Genomic DNA, 15,210 nt, shown 5'->3' on the forward strand with positions numbered 1-15,210 from the left:
CAGGCTCAGGCCGTGCGCCGCACCAGGTAGGCCGAGCCCCGGTCGCCGCCGTACCCGGCGGCCGGGGCCTCGCCCAGGTACTCCTGCCCGCGCATCCCGCACCAGGCCGGGATGTCCAGCCGGGCGGCCTCGTCGTCCGCCAGCACGGCGACCGTCCCGCCCGGCGGCACCTCGCCGATCCGCCTGGCCAGCTCGATGACGGGCAGCGGGCACCGCTTGCCGAGCGCGTCGACGACGAGCGCCGGCGTCTCCTCCTCCGGCCGCGTCTCCTCCTCGGGCCGCGCGGCCGCCGCCGGCGCGGGCAGGTCCAGCCCGAGCGGGGCACGGACCCGGGCCACCACGTCCGGCAGGACGGTGAGGAACCGCTCGACGTCCGCCTCGGCCGCCCCGAACGGCAGCGAGACCCGGACGTTGCCCTCGGTGAGCACGCCCATCGCCGCCAGCACATGGCTCGGCGTCAGGGTGGAGGAGGTGCAGGACGAGCCCGAGGAGACCGCGAAGCCGGCCCGGTCCAGCTCGGTCAGCAGCACCTCGCCGTCCACGTACAGGCAGGAGAAGGTGACGAGGTGCGGCAGCCGCCGTACCGGGTCGCCGACCACCTCCACCTCCGGCACCAACCCGGGCACCCGGGCCCGGATCCGTTCGACCAGGGCGTGCAGCCGGGCGTTCTCCCGGTCGGCCTCGGCCCGGACGGCCCGCAGCGAGGCGGCCGCGGCCACGATCGCCGGGACGTTGACGTACCCCGGCACCCGGCCGCCCTCGCGCTCGTCGGCCGGCAGCGGCGAGGCGTACCGGACGCCCTTGCGCACCGCCAGCACCCCGACCCCGGCGGGCCCGCCCCACTTGTGGGCACTGGCCGTCAGCAGGGACCAGCCCGCCGGGACGTCCAGCCGCCCGGCGCTCTGCGCGGCGTCCACCAGCAGCGGCACGTCGCCGCAGAGCCCGGCCGTCTCGGCCACCGGCTGCACCGTACCCACCTCGTGGTTGGCCGACTGCAGCACGGCGAGCGCGGTGTCCGGCCGCAGCGCCGCCGCGAACTCCTCGGGGGCGACCCGCCCGTGGCGGTCCACCGGGACCACCGAGACGCTGCCGCCGGCGGCCTCGTGCCGCTCGGCGGTGTGCAGCACGCTGGAGTGCTCGACGGCGGAGTGCACCAGGTGCCCGCCCCGCCGCCGGTGCCCGGCCAGCGCGCCGAGCACGCCCAGCTGCACCGCCTGCGTGCCGCTCGCCGTGAACGCGATCTCGTCCGGCCGGGCGCCGAGCACCCCGGCGACCGTCTCGCGGGCGGCGTCCAGCAGCATCCGGGCCTGCCGGCCGGAGCGGTAGAGCCGTGCGGGGTCGGCCCAGCCCTCGTCCAGGGCGGCGGTCAGCGCCTGCCGTGCGACGGGGTGGAGCGGTGCGGTGGAGGCCACATCGAAGTACACGGTCACATTTAACGACACACCCGGGCGTATTCCAGCCGCCTTCCCGCGCTCACCAGCCGTCAGTCGATCAACCCGAATGTCCGATTCGTCCGCACCCGACGGACCGTCACCCACGTTGCCCGAGGTCATCCCCCGGTCGGGTGTACGGACCTCGAATGCCTACGATGACCTGCGGCGCAGCCCTTGCCGGGCCTGATCGGGCGACCGGGCGGCGCGTTACCGGGACCTGCCCGTCAGCAGCGCATAAGGCTGGAGTAGGGTTTGGCCCGCATAAGCATTCAAACCGTGCCCGTGGACGGGTCGCCGGGGAGGTTCACAATCCTCCGCGGGGCGACGCGAAGGCGGGCGAGACTTCGGGAAGGCGCTACGTGAGTCCCAACGGCTCCGACCGCTCGCCGCGGCGCACGATGCGGCGGAAGCTGCCTCAGGCGCTGGCACTGGGCCTCGTCATCGCGACCCGGCTGCTCGGCCAACGACCTCCCCAGGCTTGGCATGCCAAGCCCCGTCACCGTGGAAGGGCCCCTGGTCCTCCACATGTGGCAGGGGTCCTGGATCGCGGCACTGGTGGTCGGCGCACTGATGTGGGGTCTGATCATCTGGAGCGTGATCTTCCACCGGCGCAGCCGCACCGGTGTGCAGATCCCCCCGCAGACCCGGTACAACGTGCCCATCGAGGCGCTTTACACCGCGGTCCCCATCATCATCGTCTCGGTTCTCTTCTACTTCGTCGCCCGCGACGAGTCGAGGCTGACCTCCGTCTCCGAGAAGCCCCAGCACACGGTCAACGTGGTGGGCTTCCAGTGGAGCTGGGCGTTCAACTACGAGAACACCGAGAACCCCGACCCGGCCAACAAGGACGCCGCGTACGACGTGGGCACTCCCGCGGAGATGCCGACGCTGTGGCTGCCGGTCAACGAGTCGGTGCAGTTCCGGCTGACCTCGCGTGATGTCATCCACGACTTCTGGCCCATCAACTTCCTGATGAAGATGGACGTCGTGCCGGGCGTGGTGAACACGTTCGAGGTCACCCCGAACGTCAAGGGCGAGTACGACGGCAAGTGCGCCGAGCTCTGCGGCGTCGACCACTCGCGCATGCTGTTCAAGGTCAAGGTCGTCGACCGCGCCGACTACGACAAGCACCTGGCGGACCTGCGGGCCAAGGGCCAGACCGGCGCGTTGCCCTCCGGCATCACGACCATGGGAAGTGAAGAGAAGTGACCATCCTCAACGAGCCCGCCGCGGCCGGCGGGGGCGCCGGGGCCGTCACGGTCGGGGCGCAGCGGACCCGGAAGCCGGGTTCGACCATCATCAAGTGGCTGACCACCACGGACCACAAGACGATCGGCACGCTCTACCTGGGCACGTCGTTCGCCTTCTTCCTGATCGGCGGCATCCTCGCGCTGGTCATGCGCGCCGAGCTCGCTCGTCCCGGGACCCAGATCCTGTCGAACGAGCAGTTCAACCAGGCGTTCACGATGCACGGCACGATCATGCTGCTGATGTTCGCGACGCCGCTGTTCGCCGGCTTCGCGAACTGGATCATGCCGCTTCAGATCGGCGCCCCGGACGTGGCGTTCCCGCGTCTGAACATGTTCGCGTACTGGCTGTACCTCTTCGGTTCGACCATCGCGGTGGCCGGCTTCGTCACCCCGCAGGGTGCGGCCGACTTCGGCTGGTTCGCCTACTCCCCGCTGTCGGACGCCGTCCGTTCGCCGGGTGTCGGCGCCGACATGTGGATCATGGGCCTGGCCTTCTCCGGCTTCGGCACGATCCTCGGTGCGGTCAACTTCATCACCACGATCATCTGCATGCGCGCCCCCGGCATGACGATGTTCCGGATGTCGATCTTCGTCTGGAACGTCCTGCTGACCGCCGTGCTGGTCCTGCTGGCCTTCCCGGTGCTGGCCGCCGCGCTGTTCGCCCTGGAGGCGGACCGCAAATTCGGGGCACACGTCTTCGACCCGGCCAACGGAGGGGCGCTGCTCTGGCAGCACCTGTTCTGGTTCTTCGGCCACCCCGAGGTGTACATCATCGCGCTGCCGTTCTTCGGCATCGTGTCGGAGATCATCCCGGTCTTCAGCCGCAAGCCGATGTTCGGCTACTCCGGCCTGATCGCGGCCACCATCGCGATCGCCGGTCTGTCCGTGACCGTGTGGGCCCACCACATGTACGTGACCGGACAGGTGCTGCTGCCGTTCTTCTCCTTCATGACCTTCCTGATCGCGGTCCCGACCGGTGTGAAGTTCTTCAACTGGGTCGGCACCATGTGGAAGGGCTCGCTGAGCTTCGAGACGCCGATGCTCTGGACGGTCCCTGGTCACCTTCCTCTTCGGTGGTCTGACGGGTGTTCTGCTCGCCTCCCCGCCGATCGACTTCCACGTCTCGGACTCGTACTTCGTCGTCGCCCACTTCCACTACGTGGTCTTCGGCACCGTCGTCTTCGCGATGTTCGCCGGCTTCCACTTCTGGTGGCCGAAGATGACCGGCAAGCTGCTGGACGAGCGCCTCGGCAAGATCACCTTCTGGACGCTGTTCATCGGCTTCCACACCACCTTCCTGGTGCAGCACTGGCTCGGCGCGGAGGGCATGCCCCGCCGCTACGCCGACTACCTGGCCGCCGACGGTTTCACCACCCTGAACACCGTCTCGACCATCGGCTCGTTCCTGCTCGGCCTGTCGATCCTGCCGTTCCTCTACAACGTCTGGAAGACCGCCAAGTACGGCGAGAAGGTCGAGGTCGACGACCCGTGGGGCTACGGCCGCTCGCTGGAGTGGGCGACCTCCTGCCCGCCGCCGCGGCACAACTTCCTCACGCTGCCCCGGATCCGCTCCGAATCCCCGGCCTTCGACCTCCACTACCCGGAGATCGCCGCGCTGGACTACCTGGAGAACCACGGTGAGCCGGCCAAGCACCTCGCCGGCGTGACCCCGGCCAAGTACGACGCCCCGCAGCTGGGCAAGGGCAAGAAGGAAGGCGACGCCTGATGAAGGAACAGGGCAAGATCTTCCTCGGCTTCGCGGTCTTCATCCTCGTGATGGCGATCACCTACGGCCTGTGGACGAACCACTCCGAGCACGGGATCGAGGCCGCCGGTACCACCGCGCTGTTCCTCGCCTTCGCGCTGTGCGCCTTCATCGGGTACTACCTCGCCTTCACCGCCCGCCGGGTGGACAGCGGCGCCGGTGACAACCCCGAGGCCGAGGTCGCGGACGACTCCGGCGAGCTGGGCTTCTTCGCCCCGCACAGCTGGCAGCCGCTCTCGCTGGCCATCGGTGGCGCGCTCGCCTTCATGGGCGTGATCTTCGGCTGGTGGCTGCTGTACTGGTCGATCCCGGTCATCCTGATCGGCCTCTTCGGCTGGGTCTTCGAGTTCTACCGGGGCGAGAACCAGAACCAGTAGGTCCTCCCCCTCTCGCACAGGGCCGGGCATCCCGCACGGGGTGCCCGGCCCTGTTGCGTCCCCGGAGTGAGGCCCTCACTCCGGTGGGTCAACTGCGGGTCCCCCGGATGTCGCTCTTCCACCTCTCGTTCCTACGATCTGATCAATCGTGCGAACCCTCGGAGGCGGTCATGGCCGACAGGCACGGAATCGCAGGTATCGGCAGCATCTCGCTGGCCCTCGCAGTGCTGGCCCCGCTGGCCGCCTGCACATCCGGCGGGGACGGCGCCGTGGGCACCGTCCACAAGGTCGACGCGGCACCGCTGGTGCACCTCTCCGCCGAGGGCAAGGTGGACCCGTCCCAGCCCGTCACGGTGACCGCCGTGCCCGGCAGCCGGCTCACCGACGTCACGGTGCTCGGCCCGGACGGCCGGGTGGTGGCCGGGAAGCTCTCGGAGGACCAGCGCAGCTGGCAGACCACCGGGCGCCTCAAGGCGGCCACCGACTACACCGTCAGGATCGCCGCCGACGACGGCAACGGCGGCCGCGGCGAGACCACCGCGGGCTTCTCCACCCTCGCCGCGCAGCGGCTGCTCACGGCCAAGCTCGGCCCGGACTCCTCCGGCAGCGGCCTCTACGGTGTCGGCCAGCCGCTCACCGTGCAGCTCTCCGAGGCGGTGAAGGACCCGCAGGCCCGCCAGGAGGTCGAGCGCGGGCTGACCGTCACCTCGCAGCCCGCCGTCACCGGCGGCTGGTACTGGGTGGACGACAAGAACCTGCACTTCCGCCCCGAGGAGTACTGGCCGGCCGGGACGACGGTCAGCCTGGCCTTCGACACCACCGGCAGCCGGATATCCGACGGCCTGTACGGCGGCGACCGTGCCGCCCTGGCCCTGCGGATCGGTGAGCGGGTCGAGTCGGTGGTGGACGCCGCCGCCCACGAGCTCACCCTCAAGCGCGCCGGCGAGGTCGTCCGGACGATCCCGGTGACCACCGGCAAGCCCGGCTTCGACACCCGCAACGGCGTCAAGGTGGTGCTCGGCCAGGAGCGCCAGGTGCGGATGAGCGGCGAGACGATCGGCATAGCCGCCGGCAGCTCGGAGTCCTACGACCTCAACGTGGAGTGGGCCACCCGGGTGACCTGGAGCGGCGAGTACGTGCACGCCGCACCCTGGTCGGTGGGTTCGCAGGGCGTCGCGAACGTCAGCCACGGTTGTACCGGCATGAGCACCGAGAACGCCAAGTGGTTCTACGACAACACCCGGGTCGGCGACCTGGTGACGGTGGTCAACAGCCAGGGCGCCGGCATGGAGCCGTTCGGCAACGGCTTCGGGGACTGGAACGTCACCTGGACCGACTGGGTCAAGCACAGCGCCCTCGGACAGCCCGTCAGCACGACCCCGCCGGCCTCCCGGGCCCCCGCCAGCGGGATCATCCGCCCGGAGATCTGACGGCCCCCGCGGGGGCGTTCAGCCCTCCCGGCCCGGCACCTCCCGGCCCCGCTCCTCCTGGTAGGCCAGCCGCAGCGCGGTCTCCACGGCCGCCAGGGCGTCCGCGAACGGCACCCCGAGGCGCCGGGCCCTCCCGGCGTACTCGGCGGCGGCCGCGGCGGCCAGCCGGTGGCCCGTGTCGCCGACGGCGGCGATCAGGGTGCCGCGCCGGCCGTGGGTCTCCACCACCCCGTCGCCCTCCAGCTCCCGGTAGGCCTTGGCGACCGTCCCCGCCGCCAGCCCGAGCTGCTCGGCCAGGGCCCGGACGGTGGGCAGCCGCAGCCCGGTCGGCAGCTCACCACTGCGGGCCTGCTCGGCGATCTGGGACCGGATCTGCTCGAACGGGGGAGTGGCGGAGGCGGGGTCGACGAACAGCTCCACGGGGGCTCCAGACGGTGGGGTGAGGGACGGGACGGATACGGCAAAGCCCGAGGGCCGCCGACCAGAACGGATTCTGGTCGGCGGCCCTCGGGGTGACGCGGGGTGCGTACGGGATCAGTGGTGGCCGTGGCCGCTGGTGATCTCGTGGTGCTCCTCGGCGGTCGGCTTGGGGATCTGGCTGCCCTCGCCGAAGTAGCCGCGGGAGAGCTTCGCCCGGGTGCGGGTGAGGACGCCGGCCTTGCGGGCCACGCCGTTCTCGTCCGTCTCGGACGGCAGCTCGAACGGCTGCTGCTGCTCGTGCGAGGTGAGCTTGTGCAGGTCGCCCTGCGGCAGCTGCGCGTGCACCTCGACGAACTCGCCGTGCGGCAGGCGCTTGATGACGCCGGTCTCGCGGCCGTGCAGCACCTTCTCCTTGTCACGGCGCTGGAGGCCGAGGCACCAGCGCTTGGTGATGATGAAGGTGAGAACCGGCACCACGAAGAAGCCGACCCGGACGAAGTACGTGACGTCGTTGAGCGACAGGTGCAGGTGGGTCGCGAAGAGGTCGTTGCCACCGGCGACCAGCAGCACCAGGTACAGGCTGATCCAGGCGGCACCCAGCCCGGTGCGGACCGGGGCGTTGCGCGGGCGGTCCAGGATGTGGTGCTCGCGCTTGTCGCCGGTGATCCAGCCCTCGATGAAGGGGTAGGCGGCGATCGAGACCAGGATCAGCGGGAAGACCACCATCAGCGGGATGAAGACACCCAGGTTCAGGGTGTGGCCCCAGAGGCTGATCTCCCAGCCCGGCATGATGCGGATCAGGCCCTCGGAGAAGCCCATGTACCAGTCCGGCTGGGCGTCCGTGGACACCTGGTCGGGGCGGTACGGGCCGTACGCCCAGATCGGGTTGATCGAGCAGACGGCCGAGATGACCGCGATCAGACCGAAGACCAGGAAGAAGAAGCCACCGGCCTTGGCCATGTAGACCGGCATCAGCGGCATGCCGACGACGTTCTTCTCGGTCTTGCCCGGGCCCGCCCACTGGGTGTGCTTGTGGTAGAAGACCAGGATCAGGTGCGCGACCAGCAGGCCGAGCATGATGCCCGGGATCAGCAGGACGTGGATGGTGAAGAACCGCGGCACGATGTCGTGGCCGGGGAACTCACCCCCGAACAGGAACATCTGGATGTAGGTGCCGATCAGCGGGGTCGCCAGGACGGCGCCCTCCATGAACCGGATGCCGGTGCCGGAGAGCAGGTCGTCGGGCAGCGAGTAGCCGAAGAAGCCGTCGAACATGCCCAGGACCAGCAGCAGGAAGCCGAAGACCCAGTTGATCTCACGCGGCTTGCGGAACGCGCCGGTGAAGAAGACGCGCAGCATGTGCACGAGCATCGCGGCCACGAAGACCAGCGCGGCCCAGTGGTGGATCTGACGGACCAGCAGACCGCCGCGGACCTCGAAGCTGATGTCCATCGTCGACGCGTACGCCTCGGACATCGGGATGCCCTTGAGCGGGACGTACGAGCCGTCGTAGATGACCTCGCCCATCGAGGGCTTGAAGAAGAGCGTCAGGTAGACGCCCGTCAGGATGATGATGACGAACGTGTAGAGGCAGATCTCGCCCAGCATGAAGGACCAGTGGTCCGGGAAGATCTTCCGCAGGTTGGCCTTGGCGAGGGAGTAGATCCCCAGCCGGCCGTCCGTCCAGTCAGCTGCCTGCTCCCACTTGTTGGCGGGCTTGGCGCGCGTGCTGGCCGGCTTGGAGGCACCGGAGGTGGTGCTGCTCGCGCTACTCATCGAGCACGCTCCCAGTAGCTCGGGCCGACGGGCTCGTCGAAGTCGCCGTCGGCGACCAGGAAGCCCTTCTCGTCAGTGGTGATCTTCAGCTGCGGCAGCGGGTGGCCGGCCGGGCCGAAGATGACGCGCGCGCCGTCCGCCAGGTCGAAGGTCGACTGGTGGCAGGGGCAGAGCGCGTGGTGGGTCTGCTGCTCGTAGAGGCTGATCGGGCAGCCGACGTGGGTGCAGATCTTCGAGTAGGCGAGGATGCCCTCGAAGCCCAGCTCCGCGGACTTCTCGTCCTTGATGTCCTCCGGCGCGATGCGCACCAGCATCAGGGCGTCCTTGGCGATGCGCTGCTGGAAGTCCTCGTCGTGGGTGTGCAGGCCCTCCGGCATCGCGAAGGTCAGCGACCCCTGGATGATGTCCTCGGCCTTCATCGGCAGGTTGGTGTTCATGTTGATCAGCTGCAGCGGCTTGGCCGGGGTGGCCTCGATCCAGCCGGTGTGCTCCAGCTTGTCCTCGGGCAGCGGGCCCAGGTCGCGCAGCAGCACGACGCCGGAGAGCGGCACCAGGGCCATCGAGCCGATCAGCGTGTTGCGGATCATCTTGCGGCGGCCGAAGCCGGACTCGGCGGCACCGGTCTTGAACTGCTCGATGACGTCGTTGCGGACCTCGTCGTCGGCCTCGATCGGGTGGCGCTCGGCCGGGATCTCGTGGTCCGACATCAGGGTGCGGGCCCAGTGGACCGCGCCCGCGCCGATCATGAACAGCGCCACGCCCAGGGTCAGGCCCAGCGCGAAGTTCATCGCGCTGATGTGACCGAGCGGGAAGACGTAGATGATCTTGTCCGGGTCGATGGCCACGTAGGAGGCGATGAAGCCGACCGTGGCGAGCATCGAGACCACGAACATCAGCGAGACCTGGCGCTCCGCGCGCTTGGCGGCCCGCTCGTCGATGTCGGTGCGACGCGGTTCGTGGGCCGGCAGGCCCGGGTCGGCGAACGGATCGCCGTGGGCGGCCACCTCGTGGTGCCCGGCGGAGCCGTGCGACTCCGGGAGCTTCTCTTCTGACATGTCGTGGCTCATGACTTCTTGGCCTTGGTGGTGTGGGCGGCGACCCAGATCGCGACCGCGATGAGCACGCCGAGACCGAAGATCCAGCCGAACAGGCCCTCGGTCACCGGACCGAGGCTGCCGAGCGTGAGACCACCGGGGTTCGGCTCATCGTTGGTGGTGTGGCGGACGAAGGCCACGATCTGCTTCTTCTGCTCCTCGGGCATGGTGGTGTCCGGGAACGACGGCATGTTCTGCGGGCCGGTCTGCATGGCCTCGTAGATGTGCTTGGCGTCCACACCCTCCAGCGACGGGGCGTACTTGCCCTTGGTCAGGGCACCGCCCTGGCCGGCGAAGTTGTGGCACTGGGCGCAGTTGGTGCGGAACAGCTCGCCACCCTTGGACAGGTCCTCGGGGTTGGTCGAGGTGTACTGCTCCTCCCTCGGAGTCACCGGGCCGGGGCCGAGCGAGGCCACGAAGGCGGCGAGCTGGTCGATCTCCGCCTGCGAGTAGATGTTCTTCTTGCGCGGCACCTGGGCGCCGGGCTGCTGGGCCGGCATGCGGCCGGTGCCGACCTGGAAGTCGACCGCGGCGGAGCCGACGCCGACCAGGCTGGGGCCGTCGCTGCTGCCCTGGCCGTTCAGGCCGTGGCAGGAGGAGCAGCCCACGGCGAAGAGCTTCTTGCCCTCATCGATCGCGAGCGACTGCGCGGCGACGTCGGCCTGCGCCTTGTCGGCGGGCGCGAACGCGGCGTACAGCCCCCCGGTTGCCGCCAGGGCGAGAAGTAGGACGACCAGCGCCGCCAATGGGTGGCGCCGTCGTGCGGAGAGCTTTTTCACGGAATAACCCCGGTGTCAGGATCTGGTCGACTGGTGGGTGCACCCGGCGGCCGGTCTGGCCGGCACGAGGCTGCCTGTCTAGGGCTGCGCGCGCGGTCGGTCGGTGGGAGCGTCGGCACCGGCAAAGAGGCCCGTCGCCGGTGAGGGCGGGGGCCAAGCCGGTGGCCAGCGACCTGATCAGCTGGTTACTTGATCAGGTAGATGGTCGCGAACAGGCCGATCCACACGACGTCGACGAAGTGCCAGTAGTACGACACCACGATCGCGGCGGTGGCCTGCTCGTGAGTGAAGCGCTTGGCTGCGTACGTCCGTCCCAGGACCAGCAGGAAGGCGATCAGACCACCCGTCACGTGCATACCGTGGAAACCGGTGGTGAGGTAGAACACCGTGCCGTACGGGTCGGAGGACAGCGAGAGGCCGTCCTTCTTGACCAGCTCGGTGTACTCGAAGATCTGGCCGCCGATGAAGATCGCGCCCATCACGAACGTGATGACGAACCACGAGCGGAGCTTCTTCACGTCCCCGCGCTCGGCGGCGAAGACGCCGAGCTGGCAGGTGAGCGAGGAGAGCACCAGGATCGTGGTGTTGACCGAGGAGAAGGGCACGTTGAGGGCGTGCGCCTTCTCGCTCCAGAACTCGGCTCCCTTGACGGAGCGGAGCGTGAAGTACATCGCGAAGAGGGCCGCGAAGAACATCAACTCGGAACTGAGCCAGACGATCGTTCCGACGCTGACCATGTTCGGCCGGTTGACCGATCCGTGCGCGTGCCCGGTTTCTACTGCTGTTGCTGTCGCCACGACGGACATTATGTCGGTCCCTTATTCCGTCTTCACGCCGGGGGGTGTCCCTCGGAGTGTCCGGTGCGTGCGGTATGCCCCAGTGGGACCCGACGGGGCGTCCGGACGGGGGCTGAGCAGCGGCGTGTCCCTTTTCTGACGGTTCCTCGAAGGCCCCTCCGACCCCCTTGCCCAGCGTGTCGCTGCACGGCCGCCGGGGCCGCCGGGGCCGCGGGGGGTAAGGGGACCGGCTGTTCCGTCGGCCGTACGGGTGGACTGCACCGTCGGGGGTGACGCGACGTCCTCCGGGCGGGTGAGTCCTGGGCGCGGCGGCTTGAGAACGATCGCGCGGGAGGGCCTCGGCGGCCGGTGATCGGGAGTAGCATCCGGTGCAGGCGAACGTGGTCCGGATCACACTTTGAGGGAGCAGGGCCCATGGCGTACACGACCGACGAGACGCTGACCGTTCTCGTTTACAGCCACGACCGCAACACGCGCGAGCAGGTGCAGACGGCGCTCGGCCGCCGGCCCGCCGCAGATCTGCCGGAACTGACCTACCTGGAGTGCGCGACGACCCCCGCGGTGCTGAAGGCACTGGAGAAGGGGGGCGTGGACCTCTGCGTGCTGGACGGTGAGGCGGTGCCGGCCGGCGGGCTGGGACTCGGACGGCAGCTGAAGGACGAGATCTACGGCTGCCCGCCGGTGCTGGTGCTGATCGGCCGGCCGCAGGACTCCTGGCTGGCCGCCTGGAGCCGGGCCGATGCGGCGATCTCCCGCCCGGTGGACCCGGTGGCGCTGGCCGAGGCCGCCGCCACCCTGCTCCGGGCCCGGCTGGCGAAGCGGGCGCCGGCCACGCGGTAGCAACGGCCGCCCCGCCGGCTCCGGCCACCCGTAAGAGGGGGCGCGGCACGGCGCGCATCTCACCAGGAGAGAAGAAGGGTCGCGGCGGGACGGCGGTGTCCCGCCGCTCGATAGGCTGGCTCCAACCCTACGGAGATCCCTTTCCGGGAAGCGACGAGAGCTGGAGTCAGCCATGGTGAACGTGAACCCTGCGAACGGCGGCAAGGACCCCGTGCAGGTGGTCCGCACCTGGCCGGACATCCTGTCCGCACTGCTGCGGGGCGAGGACCTGGCCCAGGCGGACGCCGCCTGGGCGATGGACCGGATCATGAGCGGTGAGGCCTCCCCGGCCCAGGTGGCCGGCTTCATGGTCGCGCTGCGGGCCAAGGGCGAGACGGTCGGCGAGATCGCCGGTCTGGTGGACGCGATGTACGCCCACGCCGAGCCGCTCTCCATCCCCGGCCCGGCGGTGGACGTCGTCGGCACCGGCGGCGACCGCGCCAAGACCGTCAACATCTCGACCATGTCGGCGATCGTCGCGGCGGCGGCCGGCGCCAAGGTGGTCAAGCACGGCAACCGGGCCGCCTCCTCGGCGAGCGGCTCCTCCGACGTGCTGGAGAAGCTGGGCATCGCCCTCGACCTGTCCGCCCGGCGGGTCGCCGAGGTGGCCGAGGAGATCGGGCTCACCTTCTGTTCCGCCGCCATGTTCCACCCGTCGATGCGGCACGCCGCGACGGCCCGGCGCGACCTCGGGGTGCCGACCGCGTTCAACATCCTCGGTCCGCTGACCAACCCCGCCAGGGTGACGGCCCACGCGATCGGCTGCTTCGACACCCGGCTGGCCGCTCTGATCGCCGGCGTGCTGGCCCGGCGCGGCTCCAGCGCGCTGGTCTTCCGCGGCGACGACGGCCTCGACGAGCTGACCATCACCACCACCTCGCGGGTCTGGATCGTGCGCGGCGGCGAGGTCACCGAGACCACCTTCGACCCGCGCGAGCTCGGCATCGAGCTGGTCGGCATCGAGGCGCTGCGCGGGGCGGACCCGGCGTACAACGCGGACGTCGCCCGCCGGCTGCTGGCCGGGGAGCGCGGGCCGGTGCGGGACGCCGTCCTGCTGAACACGGCGGCGGCGCTGGTGGCGCTGGAGCTCACCGACGCGCCGCTCACCGGGCAGCTGGCGGCGGGCATGGAGCGGGCCGCGGCGGCCGTCGACTCGGGCGCCGCGCTGGAGCTGCTCAAGCGCTGGTCGGAGGCGACCGGCAGGGCCTGAGGGATCGTCGGGTCCCGCGGGAGGCTGCTCCCGCGGGCCCCTTCGCGCGCTCCCGGCGCCCGGGGGGCGCCGGTGTCCGGATGGTGGAACCCTGTTTGACCACCCGACGGACGCGACCTAGAGTCATCGGCAGGTCATGAGTGACAGCGCCAAGCCCCAGCTTGCTGTCCGGCAACCCTCCGTCCGTGGCGGGGTGCCCTGGGTGAGGACCGGGTCCCGCGGCAATCCGTCCGCGTGACAAGCGCGGACGCCGGTTGACACGCACTCCCGGGGTCCTTTCCCCAGAAGGAGTGCATCCTCATGTCCCTCGCCACCGAGATCTGCGCCCCCCTCGCCGTCCTGGGCCACGACGTCCAGGTCCCGCTCGCCAGCGGCGAGAAGGTCGGCTACGCGGCCCTCGACTACGCCGCCAGCTCCCCGGCGCTCCAGCGGGTCTGGGACGACGTCGCCGCCTACGCCCCCTACTACGGCAGCGTGCACCGCGGCGCCGGCTACCTCTCGCAGCTCTCCACCGACCTGTTCGAGCAGAGCCGCCGCACCGTCGCCGACTTCCTCGACCTGCGCGAGGGCGACCAGGTGCTCTTCACCCGGGCCACCACCGACTCGCTGAACCTGCTGGCCGGCGCCGTCCCGGTCGGCACCCGGGTCTTCGCCTTCGAGACCGAGCACCACGCCTCGCTGCTGCCCTGGGCGCACGCCGGGCTGGACGTCACCTACCTGCGCGCCCCGCGCTCGCGGGCGGAGGCCGTCGCCGCCCTGGACGCCGCGCTCGCCGGAGCCCCCGAGGGCCCCAAGCTGCTCTGCGTCACCGGCGCCTCCAACGTCACCGGTGAGCTCTGGCCGGTCGCCGAGCTGACCGCGGCCGCCCACCGCCACGGCGCCCGGGTGGTGCTGGACGCCGCCCAGCTCGCCCCGCACCACCGGGTCTCGGTGCGCGAGCTGGACGTGGACTGGATCGCCTTCTCCGGGCACAAGATCTACGCGCCCTTCGGCGCCGGGGTGCTGGCCGGGCGCGCCGACTGGCTGGACGCGGCCGAGCCGTACCTGGCCGGTGGCGGCGCCACCCGTACGGTGGCCCGGGAGACCGACGGCTCGGTGGCCGTCCAGTGGCACACCGGCCCGGCGCGGCACGAGGCCGGCTCGCCGAACGTGATCGGGGCCTACGCCGTCGCCTCGGCCTGCCGGGCGCTGGCCGAGGCCGGCTTCGAAGCGCTGGAGGCCCGCGAGCAGCAGCTGATCGCGCGGCTGAAGGCCGGCCTGGCGGAGGTCCCGCAGGTCAAGGTGCTGAACCTGTTCGGCGCCGACTCCGCCCGGGTGGGCGTGCTCTCCTTCGTCGTCCAGGGCTGGAACAGCTCGCACTTCTCGGCCGCGCTCTCCGCCGAGTACGGCATCGGGGTGCGCGACGGCCTGTTCTGCGCGCACCCGCTGGTGCGGACCCTGCTCGGCGAGGAATCCGGCGTTGCTCCCGGTCCGGTCTCTGCGTGCGGTGCGCCCGAGCCGTCGCTGCCGGGCGAGCGGAGCCTGAACGCGATCCGGGTCAGCTTCGGCGCCGGCACCCCGGACGAGCACATCGAGCGCTTCCTGACCGCCGTCCGCGAGCTGGTCACCGACGGCGCGGCCTGGAACTACCGCAACGAGGGCGGCCGGTGCGTCGTGGACACCCGCCGGGAGGGCTGAGCACCCGCCGGGAGGGCCGGGCCCTGCCTGCCGGCCGGGTCCTACTCGTCGAGGCCGAGCGCGAAGGCGGCCTCCAGGTCGTGCTGGGAGTAGGTGCGGAAGGCGATCTGGGTCTCGGTGTGGGCCACGCCCGGGACCTTGTTCAGCCGGCCGGGGATCACCTCGGCCAGGTCGTCGTGCCGGCGCACCCGCACCATCGCCACCAGGTCGTAGCCGCCGGTGACCGAGTAGACCTCGCTGACGCCCTCGATGGCCGCGATCGCCTCGGCGATCTCCGGGATGCGGTCGACGCTGGTCTTGATGAGGACGATGGCGGTGATCAC

At 70.6% G+C, this 15,210-nt stretch carries 12 protein-coding genes, 2 pseudogenes and 1 riboswitch; of the genes and pseudogenes, 7 read left to right on the forward strand and 7 right to left on the reverse strand.

Going from position 1 to position 15,210, the window contains the following annotated elements; genetic code table 11:
* Window positions 1–5: 5 nt before the first annotated feature.
* A complete protein-coding gene (locus C2142_RS27710; protein WP_241002810.1) occupies window positions 6–1,424 on the reverse strand; it encodes an aminotransferase class V-fold PLP-dependent enzyme in 1,419 nt (472 codons plus the stop codon).
* 368 nt (window positions 1,425–1,792) lie between these two features.
* Here C2142_RS27710 and coxB point away from each other — a divergent pair.
* The 4 genes and pseudogenes from coxB to C2142_RS27730 all read left to right on the forward strand — a co-directional run bounded on the left by coxB (window position 1,793) and on the right by C2142_RS27730 (window position 6,255).
* Window positions 1,793–2,642 (forward strand): annotated as a pseudogene (coxB, locus tag C2142_RS27715) (cytochrome c oxidase subunit II).
* Between the two features lie 86 nt (window positions 2,643–2,728).
* A pseudogene (ctaD, locus tag C2142_RS27720) lies at window positions 2,729–4,409 on the forward strand (cytochrome c oxidase subunit I).
* Window positions 4,409–4,825 (forward strand): cytochrome c oxidase subunit 4, encoded by a 417-nt coding sequence (locus tag C2142_RS27725; RefSeq protein ID WP_148645468.1) that lies wholly within the window; start codon window positions 4,409–4,411, stop codon window positions 4,823–4,825. The pseudogene ctaD and the gene C2142_RS27725 overlap by 1 nt, the downstream one beginning before the upstream one ends.
* Before the next feature lie 170 nt (window positions 4,826–4,995).
* Window positions 4,996–6,255 carry an Ig-like domain-containing protein gene (locus C2142_RS27730; RefSeq protein WP_148645469.1) on the forward strand — a complete coding sequence of 420 codons (1,260 nt, stop codon included), beginning with the start codon at window positions 4,996–4,998 and terminating at the stop codon, window positions 6,253–6,255.
* An 18-nt stretch (window positions 6,256–6,273) separates the two neighbouring features.
* Here C2142_RS27730 and C2142_RS27735 read toward each other — a convergent pair whose 3' ends face one another.
* The 5 genes from C2142_RS27735 to C2142_RS27755 all read right to left on the reverse strand — a co-directional run bounded on the left by C2142_RS27735 (window position 6,274) and on the right by C2142_RS27755 (window position 11,130).
* On the reverse strand, window positions 6,274–6,675 hold the full coding sequence (locus tag C2142_RS27735) for a GntR family transcriptional regulator (RefSeq protein WP_148645470.1): 402 nt from the start codon (window positions 6,673–6,675) through the stop codon (window positions 6,274–6,276).
* A gap of 114 nt (window positions 6,676–6,789) precedes the next feature.
* On the reverse strand, window positions 6,790–8,451 hold the full coding sequence (locus tag C2142_RS27740) for a ubiquinol-cytochrome c reductase cytochrome b subunit (RefSeq protein ID WP_148645471.1): 1,662 nt from the start codon (window positions 8,449–8,451) through the stop codon (window positions 6,790–6,792).
* A complete protein-coding gene (locus tag C2142_RS27745) occupies window positions 8,448–9,506 on the reverse strand; it encodes a Rieske 2Fe-2S domain-containing protein (protein WP_241002811.1) in 1,059 nt (352 codons plus the stop codon). The genes C2142_RS27740 and C2142_RS27745 overlap by 4 nt, the downstream gene beginning before the upstream one ends.
* Window positions 9,507–9,514: 8 nt before the next feature.
* A complete protein-coding gene (locus C2142_RS27750; RefSeq protein ID WP_148645473.1) occupies window positions 9,515–10,324 on the reverse strand; it encodes a cytochrome c in 810 nt (269 codons plus the stop codon).
* Window positions 10,325–10,509: 185 nt separating this feature from the next.
* On the reverse strand, window positions 10,510–11,130 hold the full coding sequence (locus C2142_RS27755) for a heme-copper oxidase subunit III (RefSeq protein WP_073923280.1): 621 nt from the start codon (window positions 11,128–11,130) through the stop codon (window positions 10,510–10,512).
* A 405-nt stretch (window positions 11,131–11,535) separates the two neighbouring features.
* Between C2142_RS27755 and C2142_RS27760 the strand changes: the two genes are divergently transcribed.
* The 3 genes from C2142_RS27760 (at window position 11,536) to C2142_RS27770 (ending at window position 14,887) form a co-directional block, all read left to right on the forward strand.
* The gene (locus C2142_RS27760) at window positions 11,536–11,961 is read left to right on the forward strand and encodes a hypothetical protein (RefSeq protein WP_148645474.1); all 426 of its coding nucleotides are present in this window, start codon (window positions 11,536–11,538) and stop codon (window positions 11,959–11,961) included.
* Between the two features lie 172 nt (window positions 11,962–12,133).
* Window positions 12,134–13,210, forward strand: coding sequence for an anthranilate phosphoribosyltransferase (gene trpD, locus C2142_RS27765; protein ID WP_148645475.1), 1,077 nt, complete (start codon window positions 12,134–12,136; stop codon window positions 13,208–13,210).
* A 132-nt stretch (window positions 13,211–13,342) separates the two neighbouring features.
* A riboswitch (SAM riboswitch) is annotated at window positions 13,343–13,460 on the forward strand.
* A gap of 50 nt (window positions 13,461–13,510) precedes the next feature.
* Window positions 13,511–14,887, forward strand: a complete 1,377-nt coding sequence (locus tag C2142_RS27770; RefSeq protein WP_148645476.1) for an aminotransferase class V-fold PLP-dependent enzyme — start codon at window positions 13,511–13,513, stop codon at window positions 14,885–14,887.
* 41 nt (window positions 14,888–14,928) lie between these two features.
* Here C2142_RS27770 and C2142_RS27775 read toward each other — a convergent pair whose 3' ends face one another.
* On the reverse strand, window positions 14,929–15,210 hold the full coding sequence (locus C2142_RS27775) for an Lrp/AsnC ligand binding domain-containing protein (protein WP_030240061.1): 282 nt from the start codon (window positions 15,208–15,210) through the stop codon (window positions 14,929–14,931).

The organism is Streptomyces sp. CB01881 (assembly GCF_002953255.1).
Classification (GTDB): domain Bacteria; phylum Actinomycetota; class Actinomycetes; order Streptomycetales; family Streptomycetaceae; genus Kitasatospora.